The organism is Pedobacter sp. UBA5917 (assembly GCF_002432345.1).
Classification (GTDB): Bacteria; Bacteroidota; Bacteroidia; order Sphingobacteriales; family Sphingobacteriaceae; genus Pedobacter.
In genome coordinates this window covers 1-19,333 of sequence record NZ_DJDT01000350.1, presented here as the reverse complement: position 1 = coordinate 19,333, position 19,333 = coordinate 1, and the positions used below count along the sequence as shown (strand labels likewise).

Sequence of the window (19,333 nt, the reverse complement as noted above, 5' to 3'; positions counted from 1 at the left end):
TTGTATTACAGTCGAAATGACGATTCGGATTAAGGGGATGGATTGAGAGAAACATTTGCAGTTAACCTGTAATTAATTTACAGTTTTCAATTAACTATGGTTAATGAATCAATGATCAAATGGGCATTTATGTTAGATCCTGAAATAAATTCAGGATGACGGATCGTGGTGAAGGACGATAAGCAGGAGTTACAATTACAGTTAATCATTTTTTTATCCTGAGCGTAATCGAAGGGTAAACAGTTAACCATTTCGCGGTACCAATAAACCAGTGGCAAATAAACCAATAAAAAAGGGCGTAAAGTTTAAAACCTTACGCCCTATACCTTAAACCTTACGGCTTAAAAAGCTATTTCATGAATAATAATTCTCTGAATTTTGGTAAAGGCCAAACGCTATCGTCAACAATCTGCTCTAGTTTGTCAGCGTGGTAACGGATGGTATCGAAGTAAGATTTAACTTTCTCGTCGTAAGCAATTGCTTTCTCACGGGTATCCTCGATTTTGTTGGTTACTTTACGTTCTTCAAGCATGGCATCGATATTCGTTTTAACGATATCTAAGTGCTCAGAAAGTTTTTTAACAATTTCTAAAGAAGATTTGCTATCAACACCAAGTTCTTTTAATCCTTTTACGTTCTCGATCAAAGAGTTTTGGTAAGCAATGGCAGCAGGGATAATCGCAGTGTTTGCAACTTCGCCCATTACACGTGCTTCGATCTGTAGTTTTTTGTAGAAGTTCTCCAACATGATCTCATGACGGGCATGGATCTCACGTGCACTGTAAATACCTGTTGTAGCAAATAACTCAGCAGATTTTTCGGTTAAATAAGCATCTAAAGCTTTAGGTGTGGTTTTGATGTTTGATAAACCGCGTGTTGCAGCTTCATCTTCCCACTCCTGGCTGTAACCATTACCTTCGAAACGGATATTTTTAGATTCTTTGATGTATTTTTTGATCACTGTTAATAAAGCGATGTCTTTTTTGTCGCCTTTTTTGATCAATTTATCAACTTCAACTTTAAATTTAACCAATTGCTCGGCCATGATCGCGTTTAAGATCGTCATCGGAGCAGAAGAGTTTGCTGAAGATCCAACAGCTCTTAACTCAAATTTGTTACCTGTAAATGCGAAAGGTGAAGTACGGTTACGGTCGGTGTTATCCAATAAAATCTGAGGGATTTTAGGAATACCTAACCAAAGTGCATTGTCTTCTTTGATTTTTTTGCTGATACGTGAGTGCTCGATCTCATCCAGTACATCGTTCAATTGAGAACCAAGGAAGATAGAGATAATCGCAGGTGGCGCTTCGTTGGCACCTAAACGGTGATCGTTGCTTACCGATGCAATACTTGCACGTAATAAATCAGCATGCTCGCTAACGGCTTTAATTGTGTTTACAAAGAAAGCAAGGAACATTAAGTTGTTTTTAGGTGTTTTACCAGGAGCCAATAAGTTTTTACCGGTATCGGTAATTAAACTCCAGTTATTGTGTTTACCTGATCCGTTGATGCCGGCATAAGGTTTTTCGTGCAATAATACACGGAAATGGTGACGGCGGGCAACTTTTTCCATCAAATCCATCAATAACTGATTGTGATCGATAGCTAAGTTGATTTCTTCATAAATCGGAGCACACTCGAACTGAGAAGGTGCAACCTCATTGTGACGGGTTTTTAAAGGAATACCTAATTTTAAAGCTTCGTTTTCGAAATCTACCATATAAGTGAATACACGCTCAGGGATAGAACCGAAATAATGATCTTCTAATTGTTGGCCTTTGGCAGACATGTGACCGAATAAAGCACGGCCGGTTAACAATAAATCAGGACGGGCGTTAAATAACGACTCATCAACAAGGAAATATTCCTGCTCGATACCCAAAGAAGCATTTACTTTAGTAATGCTTTTATCGAAATATTGGCAAACATCAACAGCAGCTTTATCAAGTGCAGCTAATGCTTTTAACAAAGGTGCTTTATAATCCAAGGCTTCACCGGTATATGATACAAATACTGTAGGGATACATAGTGTTTTGCCTGCTTTACTTTCCATAATGAAAGCTGGAGATGAAGGATCCCATGCAGTATAACCGCGGGCTTCGAAAGTATTACGGATACCGCCGTTAGGGAAACTTGATGCATCAGGCTCTTGTTGAACCAATGCGCTACCAGCAAATTTTTCGATAGCACCATCGCCGCTCGGCTCAAAAAACGAATCATGTTTTTCAGCTGTTGTGCCTGTTAAAGGCTGGAACCAGTGCGTGTAGTGCGTTGCACCAGCGCTCATTGCCCAAGCTTTCATAGCTGTTGCAATCTGGTTGGCATCGTCAGAATTGATTAACTCACCTTGGTTGATAGATGAAATTAATTTTTCATACACGTCCTTAGATAAGAAATCTCTCATTTTTTTCTTATCAAATACATTCGAGCCGTAAAAATCAGAAATTTTCGCTGAAGGAGATTTAACTTCAGGTGAAATTCTGTTTTGAGCCTCTTTTAATGCGATGGTTCTTAAGCTTTTCATTAATTTGTTATGTTTTTTGTCAAAAATAGTATATTTTATTAATTTTTGTAAAACAATCGTAAGAAATATGTGAATTTTATTGAAAATGAAATAAAAAAATGTTTTTCAGATGGAAAATTTCATTTTTTGCAACGAAAATAGATTTTTTAAATGTTTTATGGAATCGGTGATTTTGTGGCATCATCCAATAAAAACTTAAATACTATGTTCAACTCTTCTATTAACGTATACAAAACCGAGTGGCTCGATCTTGTATTTGCAAACCGCAACAAAAACTATGGTGCTTACGATTTAAGGTCTAAATCTTCGTCGATCATGACCAGGGCACTCTTCGTATCGGGAAGTTTATTTGTACTCGCCTGTTTCTCTCCTCTGATTTATGCAAAGATTTTTCCAGAGCAGGTTGTTGTAGAAACTCCACCAACGGTTGTTGATCTTGAGAAAGTTTATCAGATGAAACCGGAAACGCCTAAGCCAGAAGAAAGGATTGAACCTAAAAAAGCCGATCCGGTTAAAGTTAAAATGATCGCGCTTCCATCGCAGGTTGTAGTGGTTGATAAAACGGAACTTCCGCCGCCGCCAACAGTTGATGATATTAAGTTGGTGGTAATCGGACCTAAAACACAGGACGGAATAGAAGCTCCCCATGCAGTAATATCTGATACAAATAAAGGTAACGGAGATGGAAATGGGACTGCTAAAGAGGGTACAGGAGCTGGGTCAAATGAAGAGATTGTTGGTTTATACGGTGTTGACGAATACCCGGAGTTTACCGGTGGCGCCAAAGCCTGGTCTAAATATATGGAACGTAATTTAAGGTATCCATCAAGGGCACAGGAAGACAATATTGCCGGAAAAGTATTTGTAAGTTTTGTGGTAGAGAAAGATGGTTCAATTACCGATGTATCTGTAATCAAAGGAATCGGTTTTGGCTGCGATGAAGAAGCGATGAAAGTGATAAAAAAATCGCCGTTATGGAAACCCGGTAAAAATAAAGGTATTCCGGTACGCGTGAGGTACAATATGGCAATCAACTTCCAGATTTCTAATTAAAATTACTGAAAATGAAAAAGTCCCTTTTAATATTGTTGCTGCTTTGCTTTTCGGCTACTTATTTAAGTGCTAAAAATGTAAATCCTGCAGATACTTCGAAACAATACAGCATTAAACTGGCCAATACGGATTTAAAGAACGGAACGGTGAAGTTTCTGCTCCGCGGAGGTATTGTATCTACTTATATTAAAGGGCAGGAAGTGTTCGAAAAGAAATATGGAATTGTTTATCGTGACTTTGGATGCGTAATGCCATTAAATATTTCGATTGAAGATTATAATAAAGTAGTAGCTTCTTTTATGGATAAGAAATACGGAAAGGTTTGGAGAAAAGAGGTGAGGAAAGATGTGCAGGGAATATGAGGGGATGGATGATGGAAAATGGAAAATGGAAAATGGAAAATGTGAGATGGGAAATGTGAGATGGATGATGGGGAGACTTTCTATTAACGCTCCGTGGTCTGTGTCTTCACAGACCACTTGCAAAAGCTTGTATTGTTAGTTTTGGTGATGTTTGGTTTTGGTGATGGTTTGTAGAGGCACAGACCATGGGGTAAATTGAAACGGTTTGGGCGATGCCCGGGCCGTTTTTTTGTTTAGCCACCCATCACAGATCGTCATCTCGAGCGGAGTGCAACGAAGTCGAGAGATCTATCTTTAGACAGATCTCTCCATTGCACTGCGTTTCAGTCGAGATGACGAACTTTTATTAGAGTCTGTCAATGTAGTGAAATGGAGAAATCTGTAAGATCAATTAGTTTATACATTAATAATATTAAATATTATCACTGTTTTTTGGAAAGCAGGTTCAGCACATTTTTGTTTTTGTAGTCCCGCCCTTCGTTTCAAATCCTCGCCCTCGTATCTCGGGCTGTGGGTTTTGCACTTCGGTCTGGTTTAGATGGCAGGACTGGTAGTGCTATTAAAGGTTTAATCCGGTCGCAGGAACAAGCCTGATGTAGAAGAACAGACCTTTGTTTAATAAACCCCCGCCTGTACGGGCAGGTGACAGAGTGTTTAGCCCACAGTGGAGCGCAGCGGAACGAGGACTATGAGGGATGGCGGGAGTACAGCAGCGATGGAAAACAGCACGCTCATTTTCATAATGGTGGAAATCATTTAGGATAATACAAGAAAACCGTCATTTCCGATTCCTTAGTCTGTATCCTCACAGATCACCCGCGAAATTTTGCATTGTTAGTTTTAATGATGGTCTGTGAGGATATGGGCCATGGGGTAGCATGATAGATGCTGAAATAAATTCAGCATGACGATTTTAAGAGAAAAACGCTCGAGATGACGAAATGCGGTAAACAAAAAACGGATGATGGTTTTTAATTCCATCATCCGTTTTACATCTTCCATCAAACGACTATCCTTTGTTTTCAATCCACTTGCGTGCATTTACAAAGGCTTCCATCCATGGCGAAACTTCATCTTTACGGCCCTGCGGATAATTTGCCCAGTGCCATTGGAACAGTGAACGCTCAATGTGTGGCATCATCACCAGGTGACGGCCGGTTTCATCGCACATCATAGCGGTATTGTAATCAGAACCATTCGGACTTGCCGGATAGCTTTCGTAAGCATATTTTGCTACGATTTTATATTTATCTTCTGTATAAGGTAACGAGAATCTTCCTTCACCATGCGATACCCAAACACCTAAAGTGCTTCCGGCAAGGGTTGATAACATTACCGAGTTGTTTTCCTGTAAGGTTAAAGAAGTGAAAATGCTTTCGTGCTTGCCACTTTTGTTATGCAGCATTTTTGGTTTTTCTGCATGGTCTTTATTAATTAAGCCCAACTCTACAAATAACTGGCAACCGTTACAAACACCAACCGATAAAGTATCAGGACGTGCAAAGAATTTTTCTAAAGCCACCCTTGCTTTTTCGTTGTATAAAAATGCACCTGCCCAACCTTTTGCCGATCCTAAAACATCGGAGTTGGAGAAACCACCAACGGCACCGATAAACTGGATGTCTTCCAAAGTTTCCCTGCCGGTAATTAAATCGGTCATGTGTACATCTTTTACATCAAAACCTGCCAAATACATTGCATTGGCCAGTTCGCGCTCGGAGTTACTTCCTTTTTCGCGGATAATGGCGGCTTTTGGTTTAGGTTTGGTCGCGTCGATTACCGGTTTTTTGCCATCAAACTGGGTTGGGAAAGTATAGTTTAGAACCTGGTTTTTATAATTATCATAACGCTCTTTAGCTAAACCGTTACCGGTTTGTTTGCTATCTAACAAATACGAAGTTTTGAACCAAACATCACGTAAATGGTCGATATCAAAGCTGAAATTGTCTGCAGCGTTTTTAACTTCTAATTTGGCTGATTCGTTTACTTCGCCGATTTTGTGGAAAGTTACACCTGCCTGAGCAAAAGTAGTCTCAACTGATGCATCAGCCTGGAATACAATACCAATATTCTCTGCAAATAATACTTTAATGCTATCCGCCTCTGCCAACGAAGATAAATTGATAGAAGCACCTAAATTGCGATCTGCAAAACACATTTCTAATAAGGTGGTAATTAAACCTCCACTACCGATATCATGGCCGGCCTGGATTTTATCTTCCTTAATTAATTGCTGTAGGGTATTGAAAGCCGTTTTAAATAAACCGGCATCTTTAATATCAGGGGTTTCGGTGCCGATTTTGTTCAAAATCTGTGCGAAAGATGAACCACCTAATTTAAAGTTATCGTTTGACAGGTTGATGTAATAGATCGATCCGCCATTTTTCTGCAATACAGGCTCAACTACTTTCGTAATATCATCGCAGTTGGCGCCGGCAGAAATAATTACGGTACCTGGTGCAATAACATCGCCATCTTTGTATTTCTGTTTCATCGATAACGAATCTTTTCCGGTTGGGATGTTGATTTCTAAATCGATGGCAAAATCAGAACATGCTTTAACAGCTGCATATAAACGGGCATCTTCACCCTCGTTTTTACAGGCCCACATCCAGTTGGCAGAAAGTGAAACACTTTTTAAACCATCTTTTAAAGGTGCCCAAACAATGTTCGAAAGTGATTCGGCAATGGCATTACGGCTACCTGCTGCCGGATCGATCAAAGCCGAAAGCGGCGCATGGCCAACCGAAGTGGCAATACCTTCTTTTCCCTGAAAATCTAAAGCCATTACACCACAGTTGTTTAACGGTAACTGTAACGGGCCCGCACATTGTTGTTTAGCCACACGGCCACCCACACAACGGTCTACTTTATTGGTTAACCAATCTTTAGCGGCAACGGCTTCTAATTGAAGCACCTGCTCTAAATAGGTATTTAATTCGTTATTATTATAGGTTACCGCCTCGTAATTGCGATTGATGGTTTTATCGTCCATTACGATTTTTGGAGAACTGCCAAACATAGCAGCCAATTCTAAATCCATCGGTTTTAAACCAGTTGTTGCCGATTTAAAGGTAAAACGGTGATCGCCGGTTACTTTACCCACGGTGTACATTGGCGAACGTTCGCGATCGGCAATTTTTTGAAGGGTTTCGATGCTGTCGTTACCGATTACCAATCCCATCCGCTCCTGCGATTCGTTACCGATAATTTCTTTGGCCGAAAGGGTAGGGTCGCCAACAGGCAATTTATCAAGGTCGATTAAACCACCGGTTTCTTCAACCAGTTCTGATAAACAGTTTAAGTGACCGCCCGCGCCATGATCGTGGATCGAGATAATCGAATTGTGATCACTCTCTACCATACCACGTACCGCGTTTGCTGCACGTTTCTGCATTTCAGGGTTCGAACGCTGTATCGCATTTAATTCGATGCCACTACCATGCTGACCGGTATCTGCAGATGAAACTGCTGCACCGCCCATTCCGATCCTATAATTTTCGCCACCTAAAATAACGATGTTATCGCCTTCCTGTGGTTTAAGTTTTTGTGCCTGGCTGGCTTTACCGTAACCGATACCACCTGCAAGCATAATTACCTTATCGAAACCTAATTTTCTATCTTCTTCTTCGTGTTCGAAAGTTAAAACCGAACCTGTAATCAATGGTTGGCCAAATTTATTCCCAAAATCGGTAGCACCATTTGATGCTTTGATCAGGATATCCATTGGGGTTTGGTACAACCATTCTCTTTCTTCAACACCTTTTTCCCATGGGCGGTCATCCGCTAAACGCGAAAGGGCTGTCATGTAAACAGCTGTTCCTGCCAAAGGCAATGAGCCCTGTCCACCGGCCAAACGGTCTCTGATTTCACCTCCCGAACCTGTAGCTGCACCATTAAAAGGCTCAACAGTGGTTGGGAAATTATGGGTTTCTGCTTTTAGCGAGATTACCGATTCGAAATCGCTCGTGGTATAAAAATCAGGCTCATCGGCACGTTTAGGTGCAAATTGCTGTACTTTAGGGCCTTTAATAAAAGCTACGTTATCTTTATAGGCTGAAACAATATCGTTAGGGTTTTCTTCAGAGGTTTTACGGATCAGCTTAAATAAAGAAGTAGGCTGTTCAACACCATCAATTACAAATTTACCATTGAAAATTTTGTGACGGCAGTGTTCCGAATTTACCTGCGAGAAACCAAAAACTTCCGAATCGGTTAATGGTCTTTCCAGTTTCTGGGCCAGTGAGTTTAAATAATCAACCTCTTCATCACTTAAAGAAAGTCCTTCCTGTTTGTTATAAGCTGCAATATCAGTGATTTCTAAAATCGGTTCTGGTTTGATGTTGATGGTATAAACCTCCTGATCCAATTTGTTGTATTTCTGAGAAAGCATCGGGTCGAAATCGGTAAAACTTTCGTTTACCTGTTTAAATTCTTCAATCCTGATGATTCCCTGCATATCCATGTTCTGGGTAATCTCTACTGCATTGGTGCTCCAGGGCGTAATCATTGCTGCTCTTGGTCCAACGAAAAAGCCGATTAGAGCTGTTTCATGCGAGATTTTGGCGCCGCCAAATAACCATTCGAGTTTAGTAATATCAGTGGTAGAAAGCGCTTTGTCTGTTTGTAGAACAAAAATCGCCTGCGATTGCCCTTCGACAGGCTCAGGATGACAATGGAAGAAATGAATCATGCTTTTTTTTTGAAGTTGCAAAAATAGCGTTAAAAATTTAAAAAGCTTATTGTAACGTGCAATATAATTGCGCTTTTATTACTTTTGACGTTAATGTAACCTTCAGATCGTCATTTCGAGCGGAGTGCAACGCAGTCGAGAAATCTATCTAGGCAGATCTCTCCACTCCGCGATGCTTCGGTCGAGATGACGACCTTATTTATGTAGTCTGTTCGTTGTAACAGACTGCAGTACAAAATCTATAAAAATTAAATCTATGTTCAATAAAATCCACCACATTGCCATTATCTGTTCTGATTACGGGAAATCGAAAGATTTTTATGTAAATAAACTGGGTTTTACGGTTTTGGCCGAGGTTTACCGGGCGGAAAGAAAATCGTATAAACTGGATCTGGCAGTGAATGGCGTGTATCAGATCGAGCTTTTTTCTTTCGAAAATCCACCCGCAAGGCCCTCACGACCAGAAGCACAGGGTTTGCGCCATCTGGCCTTTGAGGTCACGGATATCGAAAAAGAAATCGCGAGATTGAACGGGCAGGGAATTGTAACCGAACCGATCCGTGTTGATGAATTTACCGATAAAAGGTTTACTTTTTTTGCCGATCCGGATGGCTTACCTTTAGAACTGTACGAGATTTAGGATGGGCATTTTTAAATTTAAACAGTTCGATGTAGATCAAACAGGCTGCGCCATGAAAATCAATACCGATGGTGTATTGCTTGGTGCAACAGCTTCGCATCCTTCGCCAAAAAGGATGTTGGATATTGGAACAGGGACGGGTGTAATTGCTTTGATGTTGGCGCAACGTTTTCCTGATGCATTTATACATGCGGTAGAAATAGACCAACAGGCTGCCGAAACTGCTGCAAGGAATTTTCAATTATCAGTTTTTAGCGCGCGTTTGCGGGTTATGCATACAGCAATAGAACAATATAACCATAATGAGCAATATGATTTGATCGTATCCAACCCACCTTTTTTTGTGAACGATTTAAAAAACGAAGAAATCAGAAAGGGCATCGCCAGGCATGCTGATGAAGATTTTTTTAGCGCGCTGGTCGAAAAATCAAACACACTTTTAGCCAGTGAAGGGCAGATCTGGCTGATTCTCCCAATCAAACAGGCAGATGAGGTAATTGATATCGCATTCCTTTACAATTTATCGCTTTCAGAACGGATAAATATTCATTCCGATAAAAATAAGCCTACATTTAGACAGGTGATCTGTTTGAAAAAAGGGGAAGTACTTTTAAAAGAAAGCGATTTTAATATTTACGAATCGTTAAAGGAGCACACGCAGGAGTATAAGACATTACTCAAAGATTTTTTTCTGGCTTATTAAGGAAATAGTTAAAACTTATGTCTTTTCTGATATAATCTCATTATCATTTGTAATTTAGGGTAAAAATCATCTCGCCTAAATTAAAATGAAACGTATTCTAAATGTGTTTTTGCTATGCCTCATAGCAATATCTTCTCTTGCCCAATCAAAAAAACAAAAAACAAGTGATCCTTTAGCCGGGATCGATACCTTATTAAACAGGGTGTTAAAAGATCAGCAGGTGGCCGGTTTCGCGGTTGCGGTTGTGAAGGGTGATCAGGTAATTTATAGCAAGGGTTTCGGTTACCGCGATGTGGAGAATAAGAAACCGGTTACGCCGAATACACTTTTTGCCATAGGCTCGAGCACTAAGGCTTTTACCTCTTCTCTTATCGGTTTACTGCAAAAAGAAGGAAAACTATCGTATGATGGTATTGCAACTTCTTATCTGCCACAATTGAAGTTTTATAACGATAATATGAACAACCAGATTACGGTGCGCGATATGATGTGCCACCGTACAGGTTTATCGCGTTACGATTTATCGTGGTTCGTATTTAATACCTCCAATCGCGATAGCATTATACAGCGAGTGCGTTATATGGAACCAACCGCTGGTATACGCGAAAAGTGGCAGTACAATAATTTTATGTTTCTGGCCCAGGGTATGATTGTTGAAAAACTGACCGGCAAAACCTGGGAGCAGAACATTAAGGAAAAGTTTTTTGAGCCTTTAGAGATGAGCCGTTCCAATACCAATATTTTTGAGTTCGAAAAGGATAGCGAAGCATCTTTACCATACACTGTAAACAGTAAAGGCGCGATCGAAAAGGTTGATTATTTCAATATTGATGGTATGGGGCCGGCCGGAAGTATCAATAGCAGTGTGAATGATATGACGCACTGGTTAAAAGTTTGGATCAGTGGTGGGTTGTATAAAGGCAAAGAGATTTTGCCATCATCGTATATTGCAGAAGCAGCCAGTTCACAGATGGTGAGGGCTGGAGGCTTACCAGCTGAAGACAGTGATATTTATCTGTCTACTTATGGTTTTGGCTGGATGATTAACTCTTACCGTGGTCATTATATGGTAGAACATGGAGGTAATATCAATGGTTTTTCGGCCAGTGTATCCTTTTTTCCTACCGATAAATTAGGTATAGTGGTGTTAACCAATCAGAATACCTCGAGTGTTCCTGGAATTGTTTACAGCAGTATTGCCGACAGGATGCTGGAACTGAAACATATCGACTGGAACGGCAGGGCCAATAAAGAAAAAGCTGCCGCAAAGGAAAGGGAAAAGGCTGTGAAAAATACCGCTCAGAATGAACGTGTTTTAAATACCAAACCCTCGCATCCTTTAAAAGATTACGATGGATTGTTTGAGAATCCTGCTTATGGCGTAATTAATGTGTCGTTCAAAAACGATTCGCTTTTTGCAACAATGGGAAAAGAGAAACTTTTGTTCAGACATTATCATTATGATGTGTTTAGTATCAGCGGAATAGATAAAAACGGTAAAATTGACACCGCGGTAAGCGACCTGCGTTTTAATTTCATCACTGGGCAGGACGGTAAAATTGAAAGCATCAGTATCCCATTAGAACGCGGAATGAAACCGGCTATTTTTACCTTTAAGCCCAGAACAGTTGACTTAAATACGGCAATATTGGAAAGTTATACCGGTAGTTATGGCGAAAAGGGGATGAGTAAGGTATATTTAAAAGGTAAAATTTTGTTTGTTTCGGTGCCAGGCCAGCCTGAGTACGAAACCGTTTCGGTAGGGAACGATACTTTTACTTTTAAAAATTTAAAGGGCTTTAGTTTAAAATTTGAGAAGAAGGAAGGAGTAGCTAAAGCGGTATCTGTTTCTTTTATACAACCTAACGGAACGTTTAAGCAGGTAAGACAAAATTAGGTGTGAAGCTTTACTATAATGATTGTGCCAATGCTAATATCCTACAAATAAAAATGGATATTTTCTTCAGCTTTTGTTTATTTCTTAAACCGGAAAAAGCATTTTTTATAGAAGAATTAGGGGATCAAAAAATAATTTATCGAGATGTTAAATGCTAAAAACATGATTGGTATTACCTTTACCGGATGAAAAAAATAGGACTAATTTCTGATACCCATGGTTTTTTGGATGAAGCCGTTTTCAAACATTTTGAGGCAGTGGATGAAATCTGGCATGCAGGAGATTTTGGTCCAGATGTGGCCGAACCCCTGGCAGCATTTAAACCTTTGCGCGGTGTGTTCGGAAATATTGATGATGGCGCAATCAGGTCGGCCTTTCCTGAACAAAATCGATTTAGCTGCGAAAAGGTTGATGTGTGGATGACCCATATCGGTGGATATCCGGGAAAATATTCATCTTATGTAAAGCCTGAAATATACACTAACCCCCCGAAATTATTTATCACCGGGCACTCCCATATTTTGAAAGTGATGTTTGATGAAAAAATAAAATGTTTGCATATAAACCCCGGTGCTGCGGGAAAACATGGCTGGCACAAGGTGCGTACACTAATCAGATTTTGCATTACTGACGAAAATATTCATACCTTAGAGGTTATAGAATTATCGGGTAGATAATGTAAAATATACACTAAGTATGGTTTGTGGCGTTAAAACACTAGGACAATTTATTATAGAAAAACAAGCAGATTTCCCTTACGCAAAGGGTGAACTTTCGAGGCTTTTAAGAGACATTGGCATTGCTGCAAAAATTGTAAACCGCGAAATCAATAAAGCGGGTTTGGTTGATATTCTTGGGGATGTAGGTACGACCAATATCCAGGGCGAAGAACAGAAAAAACTGGATGTTTACGCCGATGAGCAGTTTATTGCTGCGCTAACCAGTGGAGGCGAGTGTTGTATTGTGGCCACAGAAGAAGAGGATGAAATTATCCATATCGAATCGCCGGTTTCGCAGAATGCCAAATATATTGTATGTATCGATCCTTTGGATGGCTCATCAAATACGGATGTAAATGTTGCCGTGGGTACCATTTTTTCTATTTACCGCCGTAAATCGGTTGATGGAAAGGCCAGTTTGGATGATGTGCTACAAAAAGGAACAGAGCAGGTAGCTGCGGGTTATATTATTTATGGATCTTCAACCATGTTGGTTTATACCACGGGTAAAGGGGTTAACGGTTTTACGCTCGATCCATCTATCGGAGAGTTCTGTCTTTCACATCCACAGATGAAAATACCTGAAATGGGTTATATGTATTCGGTAAACGAGGGCAATTATGTGCATTTTCCTGATGGTGTTAAAAAATATATCAAATACTGCCAGGTAGAAGATGAGGCGACCAAACGCCCGTATACTTCGCGTTACATCGGTTCGATGGTGGGCGATATCCACCGTAATTTAATTAAGGGTGGGATTTATATTTACCCAACCACTTCGCGCTCGCCAAATGGAAAATTAAGATTATTGTACGAATGTAACCCAATGGCTTTTATAATAGAGCAGGCAGGGGGCAAGGCCAGTACGGGTTTTGAACGTATACTCGATATTCAGCCATCCGAACTGCATCAAAGGGTTCCGGTTTTTATCGGCTCCAAAAAAATGGTCGAAAAGGCCGAAGAAATGATGTTGCTTTATACTGCAAAATCGATCTCGGTTGATGCCAGGACAGAAGCTAAACTGGAAGACTTAAACGTAATAGGAGGGATAGATTAAAGCTGTGCTTTACTTCTTTCTACCTCAAAAAAGGTATCTATCGCTAAATTTTGCTTGTCTTGCGAGGCAAAAACAGCTAAACGGTCGCAACGCTCATTCTCAGGATGATCGTTGTGGCCTTTAATCCATATAAATTTTACTTTGTGCAGTTTGTATAATTCTAGGAAACGCAGCCAAAGGTCTTTATTCTTTTTATCTTTAAAGCCTTTGCTTACCCAGCCGAAAACCCATTTTTTCTCAACGGCATCAACCACGTATTTAGAATCCGAATAAACGGTTACCTGCTGGTTTAAGCTTTTTAATGCCTCCAATCCTTTTATTACAGCAAGGAGTTCCATGCGGTTATTGGTGGTCATCCTAAAGCCACCGCTCAGTTCCTTATAGTGCTGTCCGGCCCTTAAAATAGTTCCCCAACCACCTGGTCCGGGGTTTCCGCTAGCTGCTCCGTCTGTATAAATTTCGATCATAAACACTGTAAAGTTATGTTTTTAGGTTTAAAATCGCCTATTTTATCTGTTGCTGAAATTTTTTTTCAATTTCAAATAATTGAATGTTAAGGAATTAAAAATTTGTTGTAAAAACATTGAAAAAAATATTTGCAAGGAATGTTAAAAGTCGTACTTTTGTGACATCAAAAAACACGGTGGCTGTAGCTCAGTTGGTTAGAGTATTGGTTTGTGGTGCCGAGGGTCGTGGGTTCGAGCCCCATCAGCCACCCTTCACAGGGTAAAGGATTTTTAAAGATCTTTTGCCCTTTTTTTTTGCCTTCTAATTCCTTGTTTATCAGGTAAATACGATTAAACGTTTCCGTCATTTCAGCGGTTCGATGTTGTAGATCCTGGAAATTAAATTTTTCCTTGAACATCGAACCAATCAGCCTTCTTTGGTCCTCTATGGCCGATTTGGTGAAAATTGTGTATAGATCGCAAAGTGCTGTAATTGCATCATTTAAGATAGGTAGGAGTTGTGCTTTGCTGTATTTTTTTCGTCCAAATTCCTGCAATTGAGCTTCTAATCTGACAATATTTTCTTCGCATTCTGTTTTGATTGATTTGTAATCGTTGGGTTCCAAGTCCCCAAACAACAATAGTTCCCTTGCTCTGGATAATTTATTGTTGGCCTCCGTAAGCTGTTTGACCGATTGAGCCTTATATTCCTTGTTATAATCAGAGTCATTAGAAAATTCGTCTAATATGACCAGTTTGAACAGCTCTGATGTTTTTGGATTGAGGCTAAAGTCTTTGAGAAAGGAGAGGAATTCTTTGTTTACAGGTTCTGCCTTGAGTCTGCATCCACAAATGGAAGAGCAGTGATAATAGTAGTAGTAAGCGTTACGGCCTTTTGATGCGCTGCCACAAAGCGTCCGGCTGCATCTGGAGCAGGTTAGGAAACCCTTTAGTGGAACTTTTTCATCTGCGAGTATTTTGGTTTTTACGCTGGGCTTTTTGCCAGAAAGGATGTCCTGGACCTTGTAGAACAAAGCGGTTGAGATAATCGGCTCATGTTGGCCCTGAACGGTCTGTGCCTCTTCATCTTTGTAACTAGGAACTTGTATGATCCCACTATACATGGGGTTACGGATCTGGCACAAGAAGTTGTTTTTACTGCAGTTCAATCCCATTTCGACCACTCTCTTAAATACCTGTTGGATGGCATATTTTCCTTTGGATAATTCTTTGAAAGCCCAAGCCATTAGTGCAGCTTGTTCTCCGTCCAATGCGAGGTATTTTTTTCCGTTCTCTGCGGTGCGGTTGATGTAGCCTACAGGAGCAAGTCCTGTCCATCGACCTTCTTTGCGTGCTCTTCGCAAGCCGTAAAAGGTGTTGAGGCCTCTCCGGTCATTTTCGATTTCTGGTGCGGTGAGGTAGATGGCCAGCATCATTTTATTTTCCGGAACCTCCATATCCAAGGGCTGCTCAATAGCCTGTGGCTCTACACCGAGGGATTTTAGCGTACGGATCATATTATAGGCATCGGGTGCATTACGGCTAAAACGGTCCCATTTGGTGAAGAGAACCAAATTGGTTTGGCCGCGCTGCTTGCGCAAAGTCAATAAAAACTTCCTCCATGCTGGGCGTTCAAAGGTTTTAGCTGAATGGTCTTCAAAGATCACCTTGCGTACCATTAGTCCTTTATCCTGACAATATTTTTCCAGGCGTTCTGCCTGATCTCGTTGGGAATAACCCTTATCTGCCTGTTCATCGGTACTTACCCTGATGTATAAATCTGCGGTTTTCATTTCTTAAAGTTTTGGTTGACAATCAATTTAGCCAATTGGTACATGAGTTCCAACACTTTGGCCGTATCATCTTTTTCTATATTTATACCACTATCTGATAAGATTTTCTGTGCCTGACCCGTACTTACCTTGCGTGTTGGGTTGAGTTGTTGTGCAGGTGGTATGGCTCCGTGGTTGACGCTTATCCTAACTTTGCTACCTGGTCTTTTCCTTATTTGTCTTTTCATGTTGATAGGCATATGAAGGCAATTATGGGCGATATTTTTCTGAATACGTCCAATATTGGATAAGGCTAGTCAGGACTGGAGATGTAACTTTAAGTTTATTATATTGCGACAAAATTTGCTTCTATGTTAGAAAAAAGCTTGGCGAACTTATGTGGTGCTATAAATGGATTTGAAGCTGTTGGAATGTTGGAAGGCACAGAGAATGTGCGCACGGCAATGCACGCCATTTTGGAGCATGCGGTGAAGTCAGCCAGGATTAAAGATGAATTTGAATATCTCTGGAGTCCGGGAGTGCAGACAATAATGGTAGTTGCGGAATCAAGGAAAACGGGCGCGGGATATGAATTTTATTATGACCACTGGTACAATACATTGCATTTCAAAAGCTTCATACAGCATCCTTATCATTTGAAAAACCTTCAGGATGTTTTTCTGGTTGATTTTTTTAAAGTATTTGCAGATTACGGATTTCAATACCAACAGAATGCTTTTTCCCCTACGCTGGAGAAACGTTTCCCGGACCTTCACCGGAAAACCAAGAGTAATTTTTTTCAGCTGATGCGAAATTATTTTTTGTTCGTAACCGAAGAAGATTTTAATATCAAGAATTTCGACCTTGGTTATTTTGAAGCATCCTGGACCTTTGAGAAAGATGTTGAAACTATCTTTGACGAGTTGGCGCTGGCATTGAAATGGTTTTATAAGTTTAATTATCAGCTGTGGAAATTTGAGGACCTGGTTAAAAAACGATCTTTGTAGATATCTTATTTAAATTATTTCATTGACTTTAAATATTTCTTCAGATAGGTGTTTTCGATTTCCTGTTTGGGAACTTTTTCTTTTATTGGTTTAACTTTTCTTTCATGAAGATGCTTTTCACAAAGGCCGTGGATTCTTTAATTTCATTTGTGGTGATTTCCAAACGCCTAAGCATTTCAATGACTTTTATATCTTTTACTTGACAATTTAGGAAAGCTAACCTGATCCCGGTTTCCTTTAATTCGGTTTTAAATCTGATCAGCTCTTCCCAGGGAAGATCCAAATTGAAGTTGGTTCTTTTTCCGGGGCCCATCACACTTAGCTTTTTCTCGATTGAGTTTACTTTATCTATCAACAGATCCATTTTGGCTGTTAAGTCTTCAAATGCTTTTTTCATGACAGGGTATTTGGTTGTATAAAACTATAAGAAAAGCTTCAAATAGTATTTTAAGGCAAATTGTGTTTCTTATTCAATTCCGTACAATTTAAGGTTCAGTTCTGGCACGCAAAGGATTTTCCGGCATAAACGCTCCTGTGGCCTTTGCCCGCTGACCCATTTATTCCGTTCCTCCTTTTGCTTTGGCAGAAGCTGAACCTTGCTAGGCACCATAATTAAATTAGAAAAATTATGGAAAATGTAAGTTTTAAAGTAGCGGAGATTAAGATCAGTTACCATCCGGCGTTTAAGTTGGCAGAGTTGCCACAGGTTACATCTGCAAAGGAAGCTTATGAGGTTTTGATGGATCGCTGGGATGATGGTAGGTTGGAACTTTTGGAAGAATTTAAGGTGATTTTGCTTAACAGAAGGGCTAGGGTGTTGGGAGTAGTAAATATTTCTCAAGGCGGTTTATCCGGAACGGTTGCGGATCCGAAGGTAATTTTCGCGGTGGCACTCAAGGCTTGTGCAAGTGGGATGGTATTGGCACATAACCATCCAAGTGCGGAATTATCGCCGAGCGATGCGGATCTTGCATTGACCAAGAAGTTGAAGTTGGGTGGGGATATCTTAGGGATTGAGGTGCATGATCATTTGATTGTTTCGCGGTATGGGTTTTACAGCTTTGCGGATGAGGGGATTATGTAAGGAAAAGACAGATCAGGCATAAAAAAAATAAAGTTGTAAATAAGCTAGCGCTAGGAGATTTAGGCAAACCTATCTAGCTTCATTATTATCAACGATTGCCTGCTGGAGTCCATCAACTGCTCTCAATTCTTCTAGTTCTTGATAAAGGATGTTTATGCGGGTCCAGATGAGTTTTGTTTTGACTTTATCCAATAACCAGTCTACAACTATAAAAAATAGAAAGGCTGTCAGCAATTTCGCCCAGAATTCTCCCATAAAAGCAAATCTGCCTTCAAGGTAAGTTCCCAGATAATAAGAAGTGAAGAATGAAAGACTAAAAACAAATCCTGATGAGACTGTTTTTAAGGTTTTCCCTTTTATCAAAAAGATTAGCGCTTTTCTTGCATGGTCAGACTGATTTTGAAGTACAGTCCATTCTGTATGCAGCCTATCAAAATTTTCCATACTTTCCCTGGACCATTTGCTAACATCAAATTCAATTTTATCGAATTCAACAAGTGGGTCATTCGCTGTTGCAAGAATTTCAAAATATCTCGGGCTGTTGAAATTTTTAACCGCTTCTTTAAGAATTTTTGATGATTTAGCAGCGGCTGTTATGCCCTCATCAAAATAATCTAATGTTTTCGAAAAATCTTTCTTAGATGCATTGATGTTGCTCTTGTAGACCTTCTTTCTGGAATTGTAAGTTTTGGTAATCGCGTGGAAATTAGCTTCAAGGTAATCATACACATATTCTGGAGACAATCGTTTGTCTCCAATTTCTTTTTTCAGATCCAATCCTTCAAAGCTGTTGGTTTGCATATTTGTTTATTTAGATCCATTAAAGTTACTTCAATTTCAATGAATGTAAATACACTTCAGTATTCTTTTATGAGATAGGTCGTGAGCGAAGACCACAATCATTTGGATTTAGCGATCACCTCGGGTACTACCCAATCTTTCCAATATTGGATATGCGCGATTTTTTCTAAGCCAATTTTGGATATCAAATTCAAAACAACATGGAAACAACCGTAATGGAGTTAACTCCTGAATTGGAAATAACACTCGAACCTAAAAATTATCCTTATGGCATAGGAGACGTGCCGCTTGGTACTTATGCCGCAAAACTTGACTTTATGTTATGGTCAAAAAGTGGCCTCACGATCAACTGTTTTTTCAGCCTACCAGATTCTCATCAGAAAATCAGCCTGTCGGTTTACCGGAAAGCTGTCAATCAGGGCAGGTATCTGGCTGGTGAGACAGAGGTGCGTTATTTGCCTTTTGGAACTTTACTCGAGCTAACAGTCGAAATCAATGAACTTGGAAAGCCGGTACTCACTGATATGGTCATTAAAAAACACTAACGTAAAACCAGCTTATATCGGTGTAAGAGC

At 40.0% G+C, this 19,333-nt stretch carries 16 protein-coding genes, 1 tRNA gene and 1 pseudogene; 11 read left to right on the top strand and 7 right to left on the bottom strand.

All coding sequences use genetic code 11. From position 1 onward, the window contains the following. Window positions 1–349: 349 nt before the first annotated feature. Entirely contained in the window at window positions 350–2,524 is a 2,175-nt protein-coding gene (locus B2V92_RS24455) for a glutamine synthetase III (protein ID WP_293313039.1), read from the bottom strand. Window positions 2,525–2,728: 204 nt separating this feature from the next. Between B2V92_RS24455 and B2V92_RS24450 the strand changes: the two genes are divergently transcribed. Both B2V92_RS24450 and B2V92_RS24445 read left to right on the top strand, forming a co-directional pair. Further along, entirely contained in the window at window positions 2,729–3,577 is an 849-nt protein-coding gene (locus tag B2V92_RS24450; protein WP_293313037.1) for an energy transducer TonB, read from the top strand. 11 nt (window positions 3,578–3,588) lie between these two features. After that, window positions 3,589–3,939, top strand: coding sequence for a hypothetical protein (locus B2V92_RS24445; protein WP_293313035.1), 351 nt, complete (start codon window positions 3,589–3,591; stop codon window positions 3,937–3,939). 1,009 nt (window positions 3,940–4,948) lie between these two features. On the opposite strand, the gene purL is transcribed toward B2V92_RS24445, so the two are convergent. Next, entirely contained in the window at window positions 4,949–8,632 is a 3,684-nt protein-coding gene (gene purL, locus B2V92_RS24440) for a phosphoribosylformylglycinamidine synthase (protein ID WP_293313033.1), read from the bottom strand. Between the two features lie 256 nt (window positions 8,633–8,888). Between purL and B2V92_RS24435 the strand changes: the two genes are divergently transcribed. From B2V92_RS24435 to fbp, 5 genes are all read left to right on the top strand, one after another. Beyond that, a complete protein-coding gene (locus tag B2V92_RS24435) occupies window positions 8,889–9,272 on the top strand; it encodes a VOC family protein (protein WP_293313031.1) in 384 nt (127 codons plus the stop codon). A 52-nt stretch (window positions 9,273–9,324) separates the two neighbouring features. Continuing rightward, on the top strand, window positions 9,325–9,975 hold the full coding sequence (locus B2V92_RS24430; protein WP_293313030.1) for a tRNA1(Val) (adenine(37)-N6)-methyltransferase: 651 nt from the start codon (window positions 9,325–9,327) through the stop codon (window positions 9,973–9,975). A gap of 85 nt (window positions 9,976–10,060) precedes the next feature. Further along, window positions 10,061–11,872, top strand: coding sequence for a serine hydrolase (locus B2V92_RS24425; protein ID WP_293313028.1), 1,812 nt, complete (start codon window positions 10,061–10,063; stop codon window positions 11,870–11,872). Window positions 11,873–12,057: 185 nt separating this feature from the next. After that, window positions 12,058–12,549, top strand: a complete 492-nt coding sequence (locus tag B2V92_RS24420) for a metallophosphoesterase family protein (protein ID WP_293313026.1) — start codon at window positions 12,058–12,060, stop codon at window positions 12,547–12,549. Window positions 12,550–12,568: 19 nt separating this feature from the next. Next, the gene (fbp, locus tag B2V92_RS24415) at window positions 12,569–13,648 is read left to right on the top strand and encodes a class 1 fructose-bisphosphatase (protein WP_293313024.1); all 1,080 of its coding nucleotides are present in this window, start codon (window positions 12,569–12,571) and stop codon (window positions 13,646–13,648) included. Here the strand turns inward: fbp and rnhA are convergent. Beyond that, on the bottom strand, window positions 13,645–14,115 hold the full coding sequence (gene rnhA / locus B2V92_RS24410) for a ribonuclease HI (RefSeq protein WP_293313022.1): 471 nt from the start codon (window positions 14,113–14,115) through the stop codon (window positions 13,645–13,647). The genes fbp and rnhA overlap by 4 nt on opposite strands. A 176-nt stretch (window positions 14,116–14,291) precedes the next feature. On the opposite strand from rnhA, the gene B2V92_RS24405 reads away from it, so the two are divergent. Further along, window positions 14,292–14,365 (top strand) — tRNA-His (locus B2V92_RS24405). A gap of 742 nt (window positions 14,366–15,107) precedes the next feature. On the opposite strand, the pseudogene B2V92_RS24400 reads toward B2V92_RS24405, so the two are convergent. Both B2V92_RS24400 and B2V92_RS24395 read right to left on the bottom strand, forming a co-directional pair. Then, window positions 15,108–15,887 (bottom strand): annotated as a pseudogene (locus tag B2V92_RS24400) (recombinase family protein); the annotation flags it as partial. Then, on the bottom strand, window positions 15,884–16,114 hold the full coding sequence (locus B2V92_RS24395) for a hypothetical protein (protein WP_293313020.1): 231 nt from the start codon (window positions 16,112–16,114) through the stop codon (window positions 15,884–15,886). The pseudogene B2V92_RS24400 and the gene B2V92_RS24395, both read right to left, overlap by 4 nt. 123 nt (window positions 16,115–16,237) lie before the next feature. On the opposite strand from B2V92_RS24395, the gene B2V92_RS24390 reads away from it, so the two are divergent. Beyond that, a complete protein-coding gene (locus tag B2V92_RS24390) occupies window positions 16,238–16,873 on the top strand; it encodes a hypothetical protein (protein ID WP_293313019.1) in 636 nt (211 codons plus the stop codon). 82 nt (window positions 16,874–16,955) lie between these two features. On the opposite strand, the gene B2V92_RS24385 is transcribed toward B2V92_RS24390, so the two are convergent. Continuing rightward, window positions 16,956–17,270 carry a hypothetical protein gene (locus tag B2V92_RS24385; RefSeq protein WP_293313018.1) on the bottom strand — a complete coding sequence of 105 codons (315 nt, stop codon included), beginning with the start codon at window positions 17,268–17,270 and terminating at the stop codon, window positions 16,956–16,958. Between the two features lie 231 nt (window positions 17,271–17,501). Here B2V92_RS24385 and B2V92_RS24380 point away from each other — a divergent pair, with 231 nt between their 5' ends. Continuing rightward, window positions 17,502–17,957, top strand: a complete 456-nt coding sequence (locus B2V92_RS24380) for a JAB domain-containing protein (RefSeq protein ID WP_293313017.1) — start codon at window positions 17,502–17,504, stop codon at window positions 17,955–17,957. A 69-nt stretch (window positions 17,958–18,026) separates the two neighbouring features. On the opposite strand, the gene B2V92_RS24375 is transcribed toward B2V92_RS24380, so the two are convergent. Beyond that, a complete protein-coding gene (locus B2V92_RS24375) occupies window positions 18,027–18,758 on the bottom strand; it encodes a hypothetical protein (protein ID WP_293313016.1) in 732 nt (243 codons plus the stop codon). Between the two features lie 200 nt (window positions 18,759–18,958). On the opposite strand from B2V92_RS24375, the gene B2V92_RS24370 reads away from it, so the two are divergent. After that, complete coding sequence (locus tag B2V92_RS24370) at window positions 18,959–19,303, top strand: hypothetical protein (RefSeq protein WP_293313014.1); 345 nt, start codon at window positions 18,959–18,961, stop codon at window positions 19,301–19,303. Window positions 19,304–19,333 lie beyond the last annotated feature (30 nt).

Excerpts from the sequence above, each read along its gene's own strand:
- B2V92_RS24455 (WP_293313039.1), bottom strand. The coding sequence starts at position 2,524 with ATGAAAAGCTTAAGAACCATCGCATTAAAAGAGGCTCAAAACAGAATT.
- B2V92_RS24450 (WP_293313037.1), top strand. The coding sequence starts at position 2,729 with ATGTTCAACTCTTCTATTAACGTATACAAAACCGAGTGGCTCGATCTT.
- B2V92_RS24445 (WP_293313035.1), top strand. The coding sequence starts at position 3,589 with ATGAAAAAGTCCCTTTTAATATTGTTGCTGCTTTGCTTTTCGGCTACT.
- purL (WP_293313033.1), bottom strand. The coding sequence starts at position 8,632 with ATGATTCATTTCTTCCATTGTCATCCTGAGCCTGTCGAAGGGCAATCG.
- B2V92_RS24435 (WP_293313031.1), top strand. The coding sequence starts at position 8,889 with ATGTTCAATAAAATCCACCACATTGCCATTATCTGTTCTGATTACGGG.
- B2V92_RS24430 (WP_293313030.1), top strand. The coding sequence starts at position 9,325 with ATGAAAATCAATACCGATGGTGTATTGCTTGGTGCAACAGCTTCGCAT.
- B2V92_RS24425 (WP_293313028.1), top strand. The coding sequence starts at position 10,061 with ATGAAACGTATTCTAAATGTGTTTTTGCTATGCCTCATAGCAATATCT.
- B2V92_RS24420 (WP_293313026.1), top strand. The coding sequence starts at position 12,058 with ATGAAAAAAATAGGACTAATTTCTGATACCCATGGTTTTTTGGATGAA.
- fbp (WP_293313024.1), top strand. The coding sequence starts at position 12,569 with ATGGTTTGTGGCGTTAAAACACTAGGACAATTTATTATAGAAAAACAA.
- rnhA (WP_293313022.1), bottom strand. The coding sequence starts at position 14,115 with ATGATCGAAATTTATACAGACGGAGCAGCTAGCGGAAACCCCGGACCA.
- B2V92_RS24395 (WP_293313020.1), bottom strand. The coding sequence starts at position 16,114 with ATGAAAAGACAAATAAGGAAAAGACCAGGTAGCAAAGTTAGGATAAGC.
- B2V92_RS24390 (WP_293313019.1), top strand. The coding sequence starts at position 16,238 with ATGTTAGAAAAAAGCTTGGCGAACTTATGTGGTGCTATAAATGGATTT.
- B2V92_RS24385 (WP_293313018.1), bottom strand. The coding sequence starts at position 17,270 with ATGAAAAAAGCATTTGAAGACTTAACAGCCAAAATGGATCTGTTGATA.
- B2V92_RS24380 (WP_293313017.1), top strand. The coding sequence starts at position 17,502 with ATGGAAAATGTAAGTTTTAAAGTAGCGGAGATTAAGATCAGTTACCAT.
- B2V92_RS24375 (WP_293313016.1), bottom strand. The coding sequence starts at position 18,758 with ATGCAAACCAACAGCTTTGAAGGATTGGATCTGAAAAAAGAAATTGGA.
- B2V92_RS24370 (WP_293313014.1), top strand. The coding sequence starts at position 18,959 with ATGGAAACAACCGTAATGGAGTTAACTCCTGAATTGGAAATAACACTC.